Consider the following 15,866-nt stretch of genomic DNA (forward strand, 5'->3'; position numbering starts at 1 on the left):
GATCACAACTCCGGGGTTAAATGAGCAAGAATTTGTTTTGCCTGAGTGGTCAGGCGATTACGAGAAAACATCAGTTGCAGACGTCCGCCGCCAACCTGGTGCCAGAGCACGGCGGCGCGAATGCCTGCCAGCAGGGTTGCGCGAACTTTCGCCTGCACCTGTGGGCTTTGCAGTACGGCAGGGGAGCCGGTGACCTGAATGCGCGGGCCAAGCGGGCTTATCACATCAACATAGATGGCGGCCATCGCGCTCATCAGCGTTTCGGACTGTAAATCGAAGTGTTCGAGTTGGCGTTGCAGGCCGTTGATCCGGTTGCCCAGAGTGTCGAGCGCACCTTTCGCTGAGGAAAGTTTGCGCTCAAGCACCATCAGGCTTAGCGTGTAGCGGGTTAGCTCAGCGTTTAAGCCCTGACGACTGCTGGCATTGAGCACGCCGAGCAGGGTTTCCAGCCCGACGCGCAGGTTGGCTTCGCTACCGCCAAAAACCGCCAGCGTCGAGCTGGGGTTCATATCAATAATACTGTTGAGTGAGACGTGTAGCGCATCGGCATCACAATGCCCCTGGTGAGCGAGTTGTTGCACCAGGCGTGCCGACTGACAAATACCGGCCAGGGCGAGGGTGATGTCATAGTAATTCTTTGCCACGTTCACTGCTTCCTTGTTGTAATTAAAGACAATAATCAGACCGGCAGCGGTAGACGCTGCTCAATGATACCGCCACCGAGGCACACTTCACCGTTATAGAAGACGGCAGACTGGCCCGGCGTCACGGCGGCAACTGGCTCATCGAAAATCACTTCAATGCGATCGTCGTCCAGCGCCTTGACGGTGCACGGAATGTCGGTCTGGCGATAGCGGGTTTTTACCGTGCAACGCATAGTGCCGGTGAACGGTTCGCGATCGACCCAGTGTAGCTGCTGGGCAATCAGACCGACAGACATCAGACGCGGGTGTTCATGGCCCTGCGCAACAATCAGAATGTTGTTTTCGACGTCTTTATCGACCACATACCACGGTTCTTCGGTGCCTTCTTTAGTGCCACCGATACCCAGACCTTTACGCTGACCGAGGGTGTGATACATCAGCCCCTGGTGCTCACCAATTTCATCGCCATCGACGGTAATGATTTTGCCCGGTTGCGCCGGGAGATAACGGCCCAGGAACTCGCGGAATTTACGTTCGCCAATGAAGCAAATGCCGGTAGAGTCTTTTTTCTTCGCGGTGACCAGACCAAGATCTTCAGCAATCTTACGCACCTGCGGTTTTTCCAGTTCGCCGACCGGGAACAGGCTTTGCGCAATTTGCTCATGGCTGAGCGTATAAAGGAAGTAGCTCTGGTCTTTATTGCTGTCCAGACCACGCAGCAGGCGGCTCTTGCCATCGACATCTGCACGACGAACGTAATGACCGGTAGCGATATAATCGGCACCTAAATCTTCGGCGGCAAATTCGAGGAAGGCTTTAAATTTGATCTCTTTGTTGCACAGAATATCCGGATTCGGCGTGCGACCGGCTTTATATTCGGCAAGGAACAGTTCGAAGACGTTGTCCCAGTATTCGGCAGCAAAGTTGACGGTGTGCAGTTCAATGCCGAGCTTATCACAGACCGCCTGGGCATCAGCCAGATCCGCTGCCGCTGTGCAATATTCCTCACCGTCGTCTTCTTCCCAGTTCTTCATAAACAGGCCTTCGACCTGATATCCCTGTTGTTGCAACAGCCAGGCAGAAACGGAGGAATCGACACCGCCGGACATGCCGACGATCACTTTTTTTGCGGTTTCAGACATTGGATTACTCACGACATTGAACTTCAAGGCGGCGTATTCTATCACGCAGCCTTTTAGATGACACCCTTTGTAAAAGGCCAGTTAAAATCGCCAATCATCTCCAGCGGATAGCGTTGCCCGCTTTGATAACAACGAATACTTTCCGCCACCAGTGGCGAACGTAGATTTGACGCCTGTAAAATTTCTTCGGCGCTGACCCAACGGCAGCAGTCGATATCGCTGTCATGAGGCTGGGTCGGGCATATTTGCTCAAGTTCAATGGCAAACAGGAAACGCAAAAACGGCGTTTTATCTGGCGCAATCCACTGATGCATGCGGATGAAGTGTTGCGGTCGCGCGCTGATGCCGGTTTCTTCCCACAGCTCACGCGCAGCCGCTTCTACTAGCGTCTCATCCGCCTCCAGATGTCCCGCCGGTTGGTTCCATAACGCTTTACCGTTAATCGTCTCTTCAACAACTAAAAATTTGCCCTCTGCATGTACCACGCAGGCGACGGTAACGTGCGGTTTAAACATTGTGCATCCTTATTCTGTTGCTTCTCGCCATTCGCCGTTAGCGAGATTATCCAGTGTGTAATTGCCCATGGCATAACGAATCAGTCGCAGCGTAGGGAAACCGACATGGGCGGTCATGCGGCGCACCTGGCGATTACGTCCTTCATATAAAGTAATCTTCAGCCAGCTGGTGGGAATACTTTTACGTTCACGAATTGGCGGATTACGTGGCCATAACCACTCTGGTTCTTCAACCAGCTCCACGCCTGCGGGCAGGGTAGGACCATCATTTAAGGTTACGCCATTGCGTAAGGCTTCAAGAGCGTCTTGTGTGGGAATGCCTTCCACCTGCACATAATAGATTTTCCCGGTGCGTTTGCCCGGCTGAGTTAAACGAGCCTGTAGTGCACCATTATTGGTCAGCACCAATAACCCTTCGCTATCGCGGTCGAGACGACCCGCCGCATAAACACCCTGAACCGGGATGAATTCTTTTAATGTTTTGCGCCCAGCTTCATCGGTGAACTGTGGCAGGACATCGTAAGGTTTATTAAACAGGATCACACGCGTGGGCTGGTTTTCTGGTTTGCGTTTGTTAGTGTGTTGCGAGCTGAATCGCTTAACCTGGTGATTTCTAAAAGAAGTTTTTTGCATGGTATTTTCAGAGATTATGAATTGCCGCATTATAGCCTAATAACGCGCATCTTTCATGACGGCAAACAATAGGGTAGTATTGACAAGCCAATTACAAATCATTAACAAAAAATTGCTCTAAAGCATCCGTATCGCAGGACGCAAACGCATATGCAACGTGGTGGCAGACGAGCAAACCAGTAGCGCTCGAAGGAGAGGTGAATGGAAAGTAAAGTAGTTGTTCCGGCACAAGGCAAGAAGATCACCCTGCAAAACGGCAAACTCAACGTTCCTGAAAATCCGATTATCCCTTACATTGAAGGTGATGGAATCGGTGTAGATGTAACCCCAGCCATGCTGAAAGTGGTCGACGCTGCAGTCGAGAAAGCCTATAAAGGCGAGCGTAAAATCTCCTGGATGGAAATTTACACCGGTGAAAAATCCACACAGGTTTATGGTCAGGATGTCTGGCTGCCTGCTGAAACCCTTGATCTGATTCGTGAATATCGCGTTGCTATTAAAGGCCCGCTGACCACTCCGGTTGGTGGCGGTATTCGTTCTCTGAACGTTGCCCTGCGCCAGGAACTGGATCTCTACATCTGCCTGCGTCCGGTACGTTACTATCAGGGCACCCCAAGCCCGGTTAAACACCCTGAACTGACCGATATGGTTATCTTCCGTGAAAACTCGGAAGACATTTATGCAGGTATCGAATGGAAAGCAGACTCTGCCGACGCTGAGAAAGTAATTAAATTCCTGCGTGAAGAGATGGGCGTGAAGAAAATTCGCTTCCCGGAACATTGCGGTATCGGTATTAAGCCGTGTTCTGAAGAAGGCACCAAACGTCTGGTTCGTGCAGCGATCGAATACGCAATTGCTAACGATCGTGACTCTGTGACCCTGGTGCACAAAGGCAACATCATGAAGTTCACCGAAGGCGCGTTTAAAGACTGGGGCTACCAGCTGGCGCGTGAAGAGTTTGGCGGTGAACTGATTGACGGTGGCCCGTGGCTGAAAGTTAAAAACCCGAATACCGGCAAAGAGATCGTCATTAAAGACGTGATTGCTGACGCATTCCTGCAACAGATCCTGCTGCGTCCGGCTGAATATGATGTTATCGCCTGTATGAACCTGAACGGTGACTACATTTCTGACGCCCTGGCAGCGCAGGTTGGTGGTATCGGTATCGCCCCTGGCGCAAACATCGGTGACGAATGCGCCCTGTTTGAAGCTACCCACGGTACTGCGCCGAAATATGCCGGTCAGGACAAAGTTAACCCAGGCTCTATCATCCTTTCCGCTGAGATGATGTTACGCCATATGGGCTGGACTGAAGCCGCAGACCTGATTGTTAAAGGTATGGAAGGCGCAATCAACGCGAAGACCGTAACCTATGACTTTGAACGTCTGATGGAAGGCGCTAAGTTGCTGAAATGTTCAGAGTTTGGTGATGCGATCATCAAGAATATGTAATTTGGTAATTTATTAAATCCATTAACGGGAGCGTAACGCTCCCGTTATTTTTGTCAGGATGCTAACGGTTATCAAAATAAGTTATCAAAACCCCCAGGTAGTTGGGGGATGGTCAGATGGTTGTTCTACTGCCAGGTTCCAATTCTGTGCCAGAATCGGATGTCGCAATCGCAACAACGACGAATCCTTTAGTCCACAATAAAGAGTTTTGCTCCTGTCTCCGTTCTGGACTGATGTGGCTCTGCGTTATCACCAACCTGATAACTCATCCCCGCAGTTAAAGTGAATTTGCGGCCATCTGCGAGCAGTGTTTCGAGTTCTCCCTCCATGCATAAAAGGATATGACCTTTACTGCACCAATGATCCGCCAGGTAACCTGGGGTATATTCAACCATTCGCACACGGATTTGGTTCGGCTTGTGACCAAAAAATTGTGTGCGCCAGTAGGCCATGCCTGTTTCCCCGGGATGTTCTGTTTTTTCGACTTCACCCCAGTTGGTGGTGCCAAAAGCAAATGCTTCGATATTCATTTTATGGCCTTTCGTTGTTAAGAAAGAGTGCTTGAGCACAGGTTGGAATGAATTAACATAAGAAAAAATAATTTATATATCAACACATTATTTTTCATATGTAGTAACGAAGTTGAACCTGATTTAAGGTATATATTCATTTGGAGTGCTACATTAGTGAAAATCGGCGGGTGTCGGTAACGTCCGCTTTTCGCTCATAGCTCAACCGTAATCATTAAAAGTTCCTCTTAATTGTTGGTGAAAAGAAACGTTATTTTGATATAAGTGATAGTAAAAACACTTCCTAAAATGAAGGATAATATCAATTATATCAAATGGTTGGGAAAGGGCTGATTTCAATTGATAAAAGAACAATTAAATGAAATTTATCATTAAATATCAGTCGATTAAGAATGGATTTGTTTTAAAAACGGTTTCCAGATGATTAGTCGGGATTATCACATTGTTTTTGCCTTATGTATTATTATAGCGTTTCAATTATTAAGAACAAAAATCTAAAACTAAATCAGAAAAATAATCTGGTAACATTTTTAAATAATGGAAAATTAAAGTGCCGCTATATGTTTATCTTATTTCTAATTCTCATAGACGAAATTTTTCATGTTATGATATAATATGACGAAAATCGCAGGTTATCAACCTGTTATTGATGTAAATAAATTTCGAGGAGATTATTCCAGTGGGACGTAAATGGGCCAATATCGTAGCTAAAAAAACGGCTAAAGACGGGGCAACGTCTAAAGTATATGCAAAATTCGGTGTGGAAATCTATGCTGCGGCTAAACAAGGTGAACCAGACCCAGAATTAAACACTTCTTTAAAGTTCGTTATTGAACGCGCGAAGCAGGCGCAAGTTCCAAAACACGTTATTGATAAAGCTATTGATAAAGCCAAAGGTGGCGGAGACGAAACGTTCGTACAAGGACGTTATGAAGGCTTTGGACCCAGTGGTTCAATGATTATCGCTGAAACGTTGACTTCAAACGTTAACCGTACGATTGCTAACGTTCGTACAATTTTCAATAAAAAAGGCGGGAATATCGGAGCAGCTGGTTCTGTCAGCTATATGTTTGACAATACTGGCGTGATTGTATTTGAAGGAACTGACCCTGACCGTATTTTTGAAATTTTGCTTGAAGCTGAAGTGGATGTCCGTGATGTGACCGAAGAAGAAGGAAACATCGTTATTTATACTGAGCCTACAGACCTTCACAAAGGAATTGCAGCTCTAAAAGCAGCTGGAATTACTGAGTTCTCAACAACAGAATTAGAAATGATTGCTCAATCAGAAGTTGAGCTTTCACCAGAAGATTTAGAAATCTTTGAAGGACTTATTGATGCCCTCGAAGATGACGACGATGTTCAAAAAGTATATCATAACGTTGCAAATCTCTAATTATAAATTAAAGAAATCTGTCTTTATGGCAGATTTCTTATTCTTAAAGAATGTTTAAAAGCATATAAAAAGACTCTCATCTAAAAAATAAGACTAATCGAAATTACTGATTTTAACTATCTCATGATTAACGGCAAAGGATCATCCGATGGGTGGGAATTGCGCGAAAAACATAATGGTTTACAGTCGAAATATCAGAATGTAATGCCTGTTGATTGTTACGTAAAATATCAAGAATGATCATCAAGAACTGAATTTTTAAAATGGCAGTTTTCACCAAAACGTTGCCCGGTACCAGGAACATATGGCATGGTATTCTTGATACTCGGGCAATGGGCATGTTACATCAGAATATAATCATGGATACGCAGTTTTATAGCGCCCATTAAAAATGAAAAGTGCTTTTTAAATTGGAGGCAGCCCATATTTTGCGCGGGCGCGATTACATGCCTCATTAATCTTCCCATCCTCGCCAGACATGGCGAATTCTCGACATGTCGATGAGCGATTCTTGTATATGGTGCAACATGCGTTTTTTCCAGGCGTTCCTGCCAGGGCGACACAACGTGGATCCTTCTGGTTAGTACCGCTCATACATCGGTGGTAAGGGGATATTTGCTCAGTAAGATGAGCCGGGATAGTGCCGCCTGCATCATCTGCTTCGGCCCAGTAAAAAGAGACGCGGAAAAATGCACAACAGGCACCACACGCCAGGCATGGATTCAGATTGCTCATAATTCACCAGTACTACTATATACATCACAATACATCATAACAAAAAATGCAGACACGCCCTGTAAAGATGCGTGTCTGTGACCGGCTGGTGAATTTTCTATAGTCAAATACTGAATGATCACCAGCTGTTATTAATTTTACATATCCACTGAGATATAACCAGATAGTCAAAATATAAACAGAGTAAATTAATCTTTACAATTTGTAACTACAGGGTTTAGGAAGGGAGTGCTTTATGGAATCAGAGTCTACATTATCTTGTTACTATAAGATGATTTTATAAGCATAGTGGATATTGTGATTGTTTTAATTCTGGTTGATTAAAGGGACTCATCAGAAAATGTTATTTCTATGATGTTCAAAAATATGAACAAGCTCAGGTTATAATATTTTGTATTTATATTACGGTGGTCTCATCGTTCACATTGATTATTGTGTTAATGGTAAAAACGTTATGATTCAATTCAATAGTGCATTTGACTTCGAGCATACCAGAACACGTCTTCTTAAGGCGGTATCAAATAATGGTCTGGTTTTATTTGGCGAGTTTGACCACGCGAAAGCTGCCCGTAATGCAGGTCTTGTAATGCCGCCAACGACTGTTCTGGTATTTGGTAATCCTGAAAAGGGAACGCCTTTGATGTTGGAACATCCAGACCTCGCTCTGGATTTACCTTTCAGGGTACTCCTTCGCCAGTTGCCCGGAGGTCAGGTCAACGTTAGATTTCATTCGGCAGAAGAATTGAAATGTTATGGACTTGACTCAACGGCGATACAAACGCTGAAAAAGCTGGAATTGCTGGTACAGAAATGCATTCAACCTATTGATTCACATATGTATAAAGGCGAAGGTTAAAGCTAAACAGAAACGTGCTCAACCTATATTTTTGTTCCCGAATTATTACCCCATGCCTCTTGTCTGCTTAAAGACCCATTGATCAGCGCGAACATTAGTTTTTCATCAGTCATTGAAAGACTTGCGGCATGTTGGGCAAAATTTCATCTGATGCGTGGATATTTCTGATTCTCTCGACCATGCTCTCTGTAGACGCCAGATTGAGCGAATGAATGTCAACCCCCTCTATTAACCTGTTGTCAGGGACACGCAGATGCGCAATACACTTATCCCTATCCTCGCTGCGGTTTGCCTGTTTATTACCGGCGTCTCTATTTTGAACATCCAGCTCTGGTATTCCGCAAAAGCGGAGAGCCTGGCAGGGGCGAGATATGCCGCAAACAATATCAATTATATACTTGAGGAAGCGTCACAGGCGATTCAAACGGTACGGGAAATAGCCAGAAAAGGGTGTGATCTGGATGAACAATATCAACTAGGTACAGAAGCAGCGCTCAAGCCACATCTGCGTACGATCATCATTCTCAAACAAGATGCGGTCTGGTGTACTTCACTGCCGGGGAACCGCGTACTGCTATCACGTATACCCGTGATTCCTGAAAGCAATTTACTGCTAGCTCCGGCAATCGATACTGTTAATAAAATGCCCATTTTGCTTTATCAGAATCAGTTCGCAGATACCCGAGTTTTGGTGACTATTAGCGATCAACATATTCGTGGCGCGCTCAATGTGCCGTTGAAGGGGGCGAAATATACTTTACTCGTTGGCGGTAGCATTATTGGCCCGTCGGGAGATGTGACAGCTCTCAATGGTAAAAATCATTTTTCTGGGCGAGTCAGTTCCACAAAATATCATTTCAGTATTATTTATAACCAGCCGCCTCTATTTAGCTTTAGCAGACTTATCGATAAAGGTCTGGGGATTTTGATATTCATTTTGTTGATTTCCTGCGCCGTTGTCTTCCTGCTTGATAAATATTTCAACAAAAGCGCAACACCGGAAGAGATCCTGCGGCGGGCAATACATAACGGTGAAATTGTGCCTTTTTATCAACCAGTGGTAAATGGGCTGGAAGGGACGTTACGCGGCGTGGAAGTCCTTGCCCGCTGGAAACACCCTCGGGGAGGATATATCTCTCCTGCGGCTTTCATTCCTCTTGCTGAAAAATCAGGGTTGATAGTTCCGCTCACCCAAAGTTTGATGAGCCAGGTCGCCAAACAAATGAATGCGATCGAAAGTAAACTGCCAGAAGGTTTTCACGTTGGGATAAATTTCAGCGCCTCGCATATTATTTCGCCGACATTTGTTGAAGAATGCCTGAAATACAAGGACAGCTTCACGCGCCGTGATTTGAATCTCGTGCTTGAAGTCACTGAGCGTGAGCCTTTGCATGTTGATGAAAGTCTGGTCCAGCGACTAAACATTTTGCATGAAAATGGTTTTGTCATCGCACTGGATGATTTTGGTACTGGATACTCGGGGCTTTCTTATCTCCATGATCTACATATTGATTATATTAAGATTGATCACAGCTTCGTCGGGCGGGTCAACGCAGATCCAGATTCCACCCGGATCCTGGACTGCGTGCTGGATCTGGCGCGCAAACTTTCTATCAGTATTGTCGCTGAAGGTGTTGAGACGAAGGAGCAGCTCGATTACCTGAACCAAAACAACATCACGTTCCAACAGGGATACTATTTCTATAAACCGGTGACATATATTGAGCTGGTCAAAATTATTCTCTCAAAACCGAAGGTGAAAGTGGTGGTTGAGTGAAAAATGATCGCCTGAGCGTGAGGTGACGTAATTATAGACAGCTAATTAGCTCGTTTCGTCTTGTTACTATTGTTCATTATTTTGTTTGCTATAATTGTCTGAAATTTTTGACAGGATTACCATCAGTAGCATGAACAAGAGTAATAATCTGGATTATTTTACTTTATATATCATTTTCTCCATTGCATTTATGCTAATCACTTTCCTGGTTATCCTTTTTGCCAAACCCAGCACCTGGCTGGGAGAAGTGCTTGTTACTATAAATTTGCTAAATGCGTTGGTTTGGTTGGCGATCAATGTGGTTAATCGGTTAAGGGAAAAACTCGTTAGCCATAGGGATCAGCATTAATCCTTCTGTTATCACTGTCAGAAAACGGCTAAATGAGTTGCTGGCAGTGAACGCCTTATCCTGACATGACCTGGCGATTAAGCCACCATTTATTGGGCTATATCTCGCGTATCAGGATTCTGCTTTCACCTGGTTTGAGTTGCAGCTTGATGATTTCGGAAGACAGACCACAGGCGGGAATATTGCACAAACAGTTATCAAGAGTGGTGTAATCATAATGGATTTTATATATATGCATACTAATTTCACTGGTAACTATTAATCATTTTGCAGTTGATAAGTTATTTGTTAATCAGTTTTTCCTCTGTTAAGTGAGCAATATCATAAAAATAAGTAAGATAATGATAATGTCGGCTTATTTATCTTTTACGCTTTGTCTCTGTTTATATATTTAATTTTCTTGTCATAACAGTAAAGATTTCGCTGTTTCAATGAACGGCGTGAAAGTTGAACAAGACCGTGCGCGTAATCTGGGGGAAATTAAACTTGGCGTAAATGGCAATCTGAATTCAGCGGCCAGCGTCTGGGGAAATGTTGGCGTTCAACTCGGTGATAATGGCTACAATGACACCGCAGTTATGGTGGGATTTAAATATAAGTTCTGATTCCTTCGCCTGCTAAAAAAACGCGCCGAATCAATCGGCGCGGTACTGCATTAATGATTATTTTTTGCCAATGGCACGCATGGTGTCATCAATGGCGGTAATTAACAGCATTTGCGGATCTTTAGCACAAACCTGGTTCAGTTTTTCTACCACTTTGGCACTGAGTTCCGGAGATTGCTCGATTTTTAAATCACGGCTCGTAACGCTGGCATTACCCATTACAGCCACAATTTCTGCAACCTGTGCGCTGTCAGTTTTTGCCATTTCGTTGGCTTCAGCACAAGTAATATAGGTTTCTGCTGGCAAACCGTTCTTAATATTGTAGTCCTGCGCCCAGCTCATTGGTGCGAAAACAAACAGACCAGCCAGTAATGCAAATTTTTTCATCATCATTCCTTATTTCATTTTACCCAGAATGGCACCACCTGTGCCGCCAACTACAGCACCTTTAATCGCGCCTTCCAGACCATTGCCGGTCAACACGCCAGTGACTGCACCAACGGCAGCACCCACTTTCGCACCTTTGCGGGCATTTTTACCGTCACGACCTTTTTCAGTTACTGCACCAACACCAGCGCCCACAGCAGCGCCTTTCAGCACACCATTAACGCCATTGCCAGTCAGTAAACCTACGCCTGCACCTAACAGCGCACCTTTCGTGGTGCGATTCATATCCGCCATTGCTGGTGCGGAGCAGAACAATGCTGAGATAAGCCCGAAGGCGAGTATTTTTTTCTTCAACTTAGATGTCCGGTATTAAGTAAGTTGCACACACAATAATTTCGTCTTTAATTAATATTCACTTAACTAAAGAACGCTCGCTATTATTCAGATAATTCAAAATGAGCGCGAATGGTATAATAGTAATTGTGTTTTATGCTTGAATGGGAATAATCTTAAATAAGGATTAACTCATTGATTTGAAATATTTTCTTCAAGAAATGTCATCAAGTGTTAACATGGTATTGTAAAGGTTATGCGATCTGAAATATCAATATTGTTGTGTGATTTAAATGTAAAAAATATTTTTCAAAAAAGGCAGGGTAAGTAATTTCGCTCTGGTGGCAATAGTGTGAATCAGCGGCGATTTGAGCTGACAATAGAAGGGGAGAACAAAATTTAGACCAAATGCAATCTGACAGATACCAGTATAAACAACCGGTAACTGTCAGATCAGGTTTGAGCTAATACAGCTTATTTCAGCTCTTCTGCTTCTGGTAAGGTCACGTTAAGCTCAAGAATGGAAATATCGCCATCCTTTTGCTCGAGTTGTACGGTTACCATCTCGGGATCAATTTGTACGTATTTACAAATGACATCAAGAATATCTTTACGCAACTGCGGCAGATAGTGTGGTTCTGCATCGCTGCGACGACGTTCAGCAACAATAATCTGCAGTCGTTCTTTTGCAATGTTGGCCGTGTTTTTCTTCCGTGAGAGAAAGAAATCGAGTAATGCCATAACTTATCCTCCGAACAAGCGTTTGAGGAAGCCTTTCTTCTCTTCTTCAATGAAGCGGAAAGGGCGTTCTTCACCCAACAGGCGTTCTACGGTATCTGCGTAGGCTTTACCCGCATCGGCATTGATGTCGAGAATGACCGGTTCACCCTGGTTAGAGGCGCGCAATACGGATTGATCCTCTGGGATCACACCGACGAGTTTGATGCGCAGGATTTCCAGCACGTCTTCCATACTCAGCATGTCTCCTCTGTGCACGCGACCAGGGTTATAGCGCGTTAACAACAGGTGCTCTTTAATGGGTTCTTCGCCGTTTTCTGCGCGACGTGATTTCGACGCCAGAATACCTAAAATACGGTCAGAGTCACGAACTGATGAGACTTCCGGGTTCGTGGTAATAATGGCTTCATCAGCGAAATAAAGAGCCATTAATGCACCGGTTTCAATACCCGCCGGTGAGTCACAAACGATAAACTCAAAGTCCATCGCTTTTAGGTCATCAAGAACTTTGGCCACCCCTTCGCGGGTGAGGGCATCTTTATCGCGAGTTTGCGATGCCGGGAGAATGTAGAGGTTATCAGTACGCTTATCCTTAATTAGCGCCTGATTTAGCGTTGCATCGCCCTGAATGACGTTGACGAAATCGTACACGACCCGACGCTCACAACCCATAATCAGGTCGAGGTTACGCAAGCCGATATCAAAATCGATCACGACAGTTTTCTTTCCCTTCTGGGCCAAACCAGTGGCGATGGCCGCGCTGGAGGTGGTCTTTCCAACGCCCCCTTTCCCCGAAGTAACAACAATAATGCGTGCCATAAAAATTCCTTGTTAAAAAGGGATCAATTTAACGATTGAACGGTCAAAGCGTTTTCGACTAATTGCAGCCGTGCCGCTTTGCCATAAAATTCTACTGGGATTTTATCACTCAGCCAGTATTCACCAGCAATAGATACTAGTTCGGCCATCAGGTTAGTACAAAATATTTGCGCTTCCCGGTCACCACTTGCCCCGGCCAGCGCACGACCGCGCATCATGCCATAGACATGAATGTTACCATCCGCGATCAATTCTGCTCCTGCACTTACATTACTTGTAACAATCAAATCACATTGTGGAGCATAAATGCGCTGACCGGAACGTACAGGAGTGTCTATTAAACGTGTTTTTGTGTCCGGGATCGTATTTTGCGCTGGAGCCTGGGGAACGGGAGCTGAACGTGGCGCTTTTTCCTTTCCTTCAGTCAGGATTGGTAGCCCCATCTTTTCTATTTCAGCTTTCAGTTTCGCATTTTTGCAACCGCTGACGCCAATTATCCGCAAGCCAGTTGCTGAGATAGCTTTGTGCATTGCTGACCAGTTGACCCGTTCTTCGAGGCCACTGACATTGAGTACGACGGGTGCATGTTTTAAAAATGCCGGGGCCTGAGCGATTTTGTCTTCCAGCGCTTGATGAATAATCTTAGGCTCTGCCTCATGCAGATGAACCACGGATAAGGTGAAGTTGCTACCTTTAAGCTCGATTGGCGTGTTTGACATCCTGGCCTTACTCAATTAGCTAATTATCATCATCAGCGAGCGATGATATTACGAAGACTATCAGGCATGTTATAGTCTGGATTATATTGAGGCAAGTCACCCCCACATTTATTCAGAGTAAAATTATGTTTTGTGTGATCTATCGAAGTAGCAAACGTGACCAGACCTATTTATATGTCGAAAAAAAAGACGATTTTTCGCGTGTTCCAGAGGAGCTGATGAAAGGGTTTGGCCAACCTCAACTCGCGATGATTCTGCCATTGGATGGGCGGAAAAAACTGGTAAATGCCGATATTGAGAAAGTTAAACAGGCATTAGCCGAGCAAGGTTATTATCTCCAGTTACCACCACCACCTGAGGATTTGCTTAAACAACATCTTTCTGTGATGGCGAAAAATACAGACAGTACTGACAAATAACCGATATCCGGCGGTGGCATCATATTCGTTGGAGCGGACTTTAAGAACCACGATGAAGTGAGAGGAACGTTATGTATCAACATCACAACTGGCAAGGTGCGCTGCTGGATTATCCGGTGAGTAAGGTCGTCTGTGTTGGCAGTAACTATGCCAAACATATTAAAGAGATGGGGAGTGAAGTGCCCGAAGAGCCCGTGTTGTTTATTAAACCTGAAACGGCACTGTGTGATCTGCGCCAGCCCCTGGCTATCCCCTCTGATTTCGGCTCGGTTCATCATGAAGTTGAACTGGCGGTGTTGATTGGCGCGACGCTACGTCAGGCCACGGAAGAGCATGTGCGCAAAGCTATTGCAGGTTACGGTGTGGCGCTCGATCTGACATTACGTGATGTTCAGGGAAAAATGAAGAAAGCCGGACAGCCGTGGGAAAAGGCCAAAGGGTTTGATAACTCGTGTCCACTTTCCGGGTTTATTCCTGCAGCAGAGTTCAGCGGTGATCCACAAAATACGTCGCTGGGTCTAAGTGTAAACGGCGAACAACGCCAACAAGGTACGACTGCGGACATGATCCACAAAATCGTTCCACTGATTGCTTATATGAGCAAGTTTTTTACCCTTAAGGCCGGTGACGTTGTGCTGACAGGCACGCCTGATGGTGTTGGTCCGCTGCACAGTGGCGATGAATTGACGGTTACTTTCGGCGGTCATTCTTTGACAACTCGCGTTTTGTAATACTTTTGCCGCCTGAAAGGGGCGGCAAAGCTTGCATCGCCGTGCCAGACTGGTTATAAGGTGCGTTTTAACGTAATGGTGGAACACCTGATGAGCGATATACCTTTCTGGCAAAGTAAAACCCTGGACGAAATGAGCGATGCAGAATGGGAGTCGTTGTGTGATGGTTGTGGTCAGTGCTGCCTGCATAAACTGATGGATGAAGACACCGACGAAATCTACTTCACTAACGTTGCCTGCCGTCAGCTCAATATTAAAACCTGTCAATGTCGGAACTACGAACGCCGCTTCGAGTTTGAACCCGACTGCATTAAATTAACTCGTGAAAATCTGCCTACGTTCGAATGGCTACCGATGACTTGTGCTTATCGCTTGTTGGCGGAGGGTAAAGATTTACCTGCGTGGCATCCGCTACTTACCGGTTCAAAAGCAGCCATGCATGGCGAACGCATTTCAGTGCGCCATATCGCGGTGAAAGAGTCGGAAGTGATTGACTGGCAGGACCATATCTTAAATAAACCTGACTGGGCGCAATAATCCGCATCAGTCAAACCGCCGCGAAAATGGTCCTTGCGGTTTTCTGGTCATCAATAACAAGGTCTGGCGCACAGTGTATTAGCGATTTGCTACCCGGGACGAAATGAACCGATTTCCCAGACGTGTCGCCAGAGTGCCACGATGAAGTTTGGGCTGGCGGTATATTGGAAGTATGAAATATTTTGTACTGGTGGGCTGACGTATTAATCCTGAATCCTGCAAAAAATTTTCGAGCTAAAAAGTGAGAGCGTCATCGCTGTTTCTAAGTAAATTGCAGCACGCGAAAAAAGATAATCTACGGTATGACAATAATTTAAATGCCGTAACCAATGGACACATTTATTAGACTGCCTGAACATGCATGCTTATTCTACTCAGGTGTTCTGGTGGGTATAAAATGAAAGACGGTAAATTCGGACATCAAACGACGTCGTTATATATCCGAGCTACAGGTAGTTGATATAAAAATACTCGTGAATATGCTTGTAGAATATGCGAAAAAGTTCATAAAGTCCTTTTATGTTGTTAGTTTTATTGTTATCCCTAAAC

19 protein-coding genes and 2 pseudogenes are annotated in these 15,866 nt (G+C 45.2%); 9 read left to right on the forward strand and 12 right to left on the reverse strand.

Annotated features, from left to right (window positions below; all coding sequences use genetic code 11):
• Window positions 1-2 precede the first annotated feature (2 nt).
• Genes hflD through rluE form a run of 4 tightly spaced genes read right to left on the reverse strand, consistent with a single transcriptional unit; the run spans window position 3 to window position 2,964 of the window.
• Window positions 3-644 carry a high frequency lysogenization protein HflD gene (gene hflD, locus AACS80_RS02415; RefSeq protein ID WP_001297479.1) on the reverse strand — a complete coding sequence of 214 codons (642 nt, stop codon included), beginning with the start codon at window positions 642-644 and terminating at the stop codon, window positions 3-5.
• A 35-nt stretch (window positions 645-679) separates the two neighbouring features.
• On the reverse strand, window positions 680-1,786 hold the full coding sequence (mnmA, locus tag AACS80_RS02420) for a tRNA 2-thiouridine(34) synthase MnmA (protein WP_001353282.1): 1,107 nt from the start codon (window positions 1,784-1,786) through the stop codon (window positions 680-682).
• 53 nt (window positions 1,787-1,839) lie between these two features.
• Complete coding sequence (gene nudJ, locus AACS80_RS02425) at window positions 1,840-2,301, reverse strand: phosphatase NudJ (RefSeq protein WP_022296361.1); 462 nt, start codon at window positions 2,299-2,301, stop codon at window positions 1,840-1,842.
• A gap of 9 nt (window positions 2,302-2,310) precedes the next feature.
• Window positions 2,311-2,964 (reverse strand): 23S rRNA pseudouridine(2457) synthase RluE, encoded by a 654-nt coding sequence (gene rluE, locus AACS80_RS02430; protein ID WP_135491161.1) that lies wholly within the window; start codon window positions 2,962-2,964, stop codon window positions 2,311-2,313.
• A 171-nt stretch (window positions 2,965-3,135) separates the two neighbouring features.
• Between rluE and icd the strand changes: the two genes are divergently transcribed.
• Window positions 3,136-4,386: an NADP-dependent isocitrate dehydrogenase gene (gene icd, locus AACS80_RS02435; RefSeq protein WP_000444487.1), complete on the forward strand. Its 1,251-nt coding sequence runs from the start codon at window positions 3,136-3,138 to the stop codon at window positions 4,384-4,386.
• A 188-nt stretch (window positions 4,387-4,574) separates the two neighbouring features.
• On the opposite strand, the gene AACS80_RS02440 is transcribed toward icd, so the two are convergent.
• Window positions 4,575-4,916, reverse strand: a complete 342-nt coding sequence (locus tag AACS80_RS02440) for a DHCW motif cupin fold protein (protein WP_131162235.1) — start codon at window positions 4,914-4,916, stop codon at window positions 4,575-4,577.
• Between the two features lie 679 nt (window positions 4,917-5,595).
• Here AACS80_RS02440 and AACS80_RS02445 point away from each other — a divergent pair.
• Window positions 5,596-6,312 (forward strand): YebC/PmpR family DNA-binding transcriptional regulator, encoded by a 717-nt coding sequence (locus AACS80_RS02445; RefSeq protein WP_130259685.1) that lies wholly within the window; start codon window positions 5,596-5,598, stop codon window positions 6,310-6,312.
• Window positions 6,313-6,717: 405 nt separating this feature from the next.
• Here the strand turns inward: AACS80_RS02445 and AACS80_RS02450 are convergent, their stop codons facing one another.
• A complete protein-coding gene (locus AACS80_RS02450) occupies window positions 6,718-7,047 on the reverse strand; it encodes a YkgJ family cysteine cluster protein (protein ID WP_130205601.1) in 330 nt (109 codons plus the stop codon).
• A 454-nt stretch (window positions 7,048-7,501) separates the two neighbouring features.
• Here AACS80_RS02450 and AACS80_RS02455 point away from each other — a divergent pair, with 454 nt between their 5' ends.
• The 4 genes and pseudogenes from AACS80_RS02455 to AACS80_RS02470 all read left to right on the forward strand — a co-directional run.
• Window positions 7,502-7,903 carry a DUF302 domain-containing protein gene (locus tag AACS80_RS02455; protein WP_135409846.1) on the forward strand — a complete coding sequence of 134 codons (402 nt, stop codon included), beginning with the start codon at window positions 7,502-7,504 and terminating at the stop codon, window positions 7,901-7,903.
• A 253-nt stretch (window positions 7,904-8,156) separates the two neighbouring features.
• Entirely contained in the window at window positions 8,157-9,680 is a 1,524-nt protein-coding gene (locus tag AACS80_RS02460) for a cyclic diguanylate phosphodiesterase (protein ID WP_130205605.1), read from the forward strand.
• A 130-nt stretch (window positions 9,681-9,810) separates the two neighbouring features.
• The gene (ymgF, locus tag AACS80_RS02465; protein ID WP_130205608.1) at window positions 9,811-10,029 is read left to right on the forward strand and encodes a cell division-associated protein YmgF; all 219 of its coding nucleotides are present in this window, start codon (window positions 9,811-9,813) and stop codon (window positions 10,027-10,029) included.
• A gap of 404 nt (window positions 10,030-10,433) precedes the next feature.
• A pseudogene (locus tag AACS80_RS02470) lies at window positions 10,434-10,634 on the forward strand (autotransporter outer membrane beta-barrel domain-containing protein); the annotation flags it as partial.
• Window positions 10,635-10,691: 57 nt separating this feature from the next.
• Here AACS80_RS02470 and AACS80_RS02475 read toward each other — a convergent pair.
• From AACS80_RS02475 to minC, 6 genes and pseudogenes are all read right to left on the reverse strand, one after another.
• On the reverse strand, window positions 10,692-11,027 hold the full coding sequence (locus AACS80_RS02475; protein ID WP_074399524.1) for a YmgD family protein: 336 nt from the start codon (window positions 11,025-11,027) through the stop codon (window positions 10,692-10,694).
• Between the two features lie 3 nt (window positions 11,028-11,030).
• Window positions 11,031-11,375 carry a YMGG-like glycine zipper-containing protein gene (locus tag AACS80_RS02480; RefSeq protein WP_130205610.1) on the reverse strand — a complete coding sequence of 115 codons (345 nt, stop codon included), beginning with the start codon at window positions 11,373-11,375 and terminating at the stop codon, window positions 11,031-11,033.
• A 61-nt stretch (window positions 11,376-11,436) separates the two neighbouring features.
• Window positions 11,437-11,508, reverse strand: a pseudogene (locus AACS80_RS23910) (hypothetical protein); the annotation flags it as partial.
• A 320-nt stretch (window positions 11,509-11,828) separates the two neighbouring features.
• On the reverse strand, window positions 11,829-12,095 hold the full coding sequence (gene minE / locus AACS80_RS02485) for a cell division topological specificity factor MinE (protein ID WP_001185664.1): 267 nt from the start codon (window positions 12,093-12,095) through the stop codon (window positions 11,829-11,831).
• Window positions 12,096-12,098: 3 nt separating this feature from the next.
• Window positions 12,099-12,911: a septum site-determining protein MinD gene (gene minD, locus AACS80_RS02490; protein WP_064528664.1), complete on the reverse strand. Its 813-nt coding sequence runs from the start codon at window positions 12,909-12,911 to the stop codon at window positions 12,099-12,101.
• A 23-nt stretch (window positions 12,912-12,934) separates the two neighbouring features.
• Window positions 12,935-13,630: a septum site-determining protein MinC gene (minC, locus tag AACS80_RS02495; RefSeq protein ID WP_130215951.1), complete on the reverse strand. Its 696-nt coding sequence runs from the start codon at window positions 13,628-13,630 to the stop codon at window positions 12,935-12,937.
• A gap of 125 nt (window positions 13,631-13,755) precedes the next feature.
• On the opposite strand from minC, the gene AACS80_RS02500 reads away from it, so the two are divergent.
• The 3 genes from AACS80_RS02500 (at window position 13,756) to AACS80_RS02510 (ending at window position 15,317) form a co-directional block, all read left to right on the forward strand.
• Entirely contained in the window at window positions 13,756-14,049 is a 294-nt protein-coding gene (locus AACS80_RS02500; RefSeq protein ID WP_130205736.1) for a YcgL domain-containing protein, read from the forward strand.
• 71 nt (window positions 14,050-14,120) lie between these two features.
• Window positions 14,121-14,780: a fumarylacetoacetate hydrolase family protein gene (locus AACS80_RS02505; RefSeq protein WP_135404263.1), complete on the forward strand. Its 660-nt coding sequence runs from the start codon at window positions 14,121-14,123 to the stop codon at window positions 14,778-14,780.
• Between the two features lie 90 nt (window positions 14,781-14,870).
• A complete protein-coding gene (locus AACS80_RS02510; RefSeq protein WP_205712811.1) occupies window positions 14,871-15,317 on the forward strand; it encodes a YcgN family cysteine cluster protein in 447 nt (148 codons plus the stop codon).
• Window positions 15,318-15,866 lie beyond the last annotated feature (549 nt).

The organism is Escherichia sp. E4385 (assembly GCF_963883145.1).
Classification (GTDB): Bacteria; Pseudomonadota; Gammaproteobacteria; order Enterobacterales; family Enterobacteriaceae; genus Escherichia.

Bases quoted from the DNA above. Each gene is read 5' to 3' on its own strand.
- mnmA (WP_001353282.1), bottom strand. From the start codon at position 1,786: ATGTCTGAAACCGCAAAAAAAGTGATCGTCGGCATGTCCGGCGGTGTC.
- nudJ (WP_022296361.1), bottom strand. From the start codon at position 2,301: ATGTTTAAACCGCACGTTACCGTCGCCTGCGTGGTACATGCAGAGGGC.
- rluE (WP_135491161.1), bottom strand. From the start codon at position 2,964: ATGCGGCAATTCATAATCTCTGAAAATACCATGCAAAAAACTTCTTTT.
- icd (WP_000444487.1), top strand. From the start codon at position 3,136: ATGGAAAGTAAAGTAGTTGTTCCGGCACAAGGCAAGAAGATCACCCTG.
- AACS80_RS02440 (WP_131162235.1), bottom strand. From the start codon at position 4,916: ATGAATATCGAAGCATTTGCTTTTGGCACCACCAACTGGGGTGAAGTC.
- AACS80_RS02450 (WP_130205601.1), bottom strand. From the start codon at position 7,047: ATGAGCAATCTGAATCCATGCCTGGCGTGTGGTGCCTGTTGTGCATTT.
- AACS80_RS02455 (WP_135409846.1), top strand. From the start codon at position 7,502: ATGATTCAATTCAATAGTGCATTTGACTTCGAGCATACCAGAACACGT.
- AACS80_RS02460 (WP_130205605.1), top strand. From the start codon at position 8,157: ATGCGCAATACACTTATCCCTATCCTCGCTGCGGTTTGCCTGTTTATT.
- ymgF (WP_130205608.1), top strand. From the start codon at position 9,811: ATGAACAAGAGTAATAATCTGGATTATTTTACTTTATATATCATTTTC.
- AACS80_RS02475 (WP_074399524.1), bottom strand. From the start codon at position 11,027: ATGATGATGAAAAAATTTGCATTACTGGCTGGTCTGTTTGTTTTCGCA.
- minE (WP_001185664.1), bottom strand. From the start codon at position 12,095: ATGGCATTACTCGATTTCTTTCTCTCACGGAAGAAAAACACGGCCAAC.
- minD (WP_064528664.1), bottom strand. From the start codon at position 12,911: ATGGCACGCATTATTGTTGTTACTTCGGGGAAAGGGGGCGTTGGAAAG.
- minC (WP_130215951.1), bottom strand. From the start codon at position 13,630: ATGTCAAACACGCCAATCGAGCTTAAAGGTAGCAACTTCACCTTATCC.
- AACS80_RS02500 (WP_130205736.1), top strand. From the start codon at position 13,756: ATGTTTTGTGTGATCTATCGAAGTAGCAAACGTGACCAGACCTATTTA.
- AACS80_RS02505 (WP_135404263.1), top strand. From the start codon at position 14,121: ATGTATCAACATCACAACTGGCAAGGTGCGCTGCTGGATTATCCGGTG.
- AACS80_RS02510 (WP_205712811.1), top strand. From the start codon at position 14,871: ATGAGCGATATACCTTTCTGGCAAAGTAAAACCCTGGACGAAATGAGC.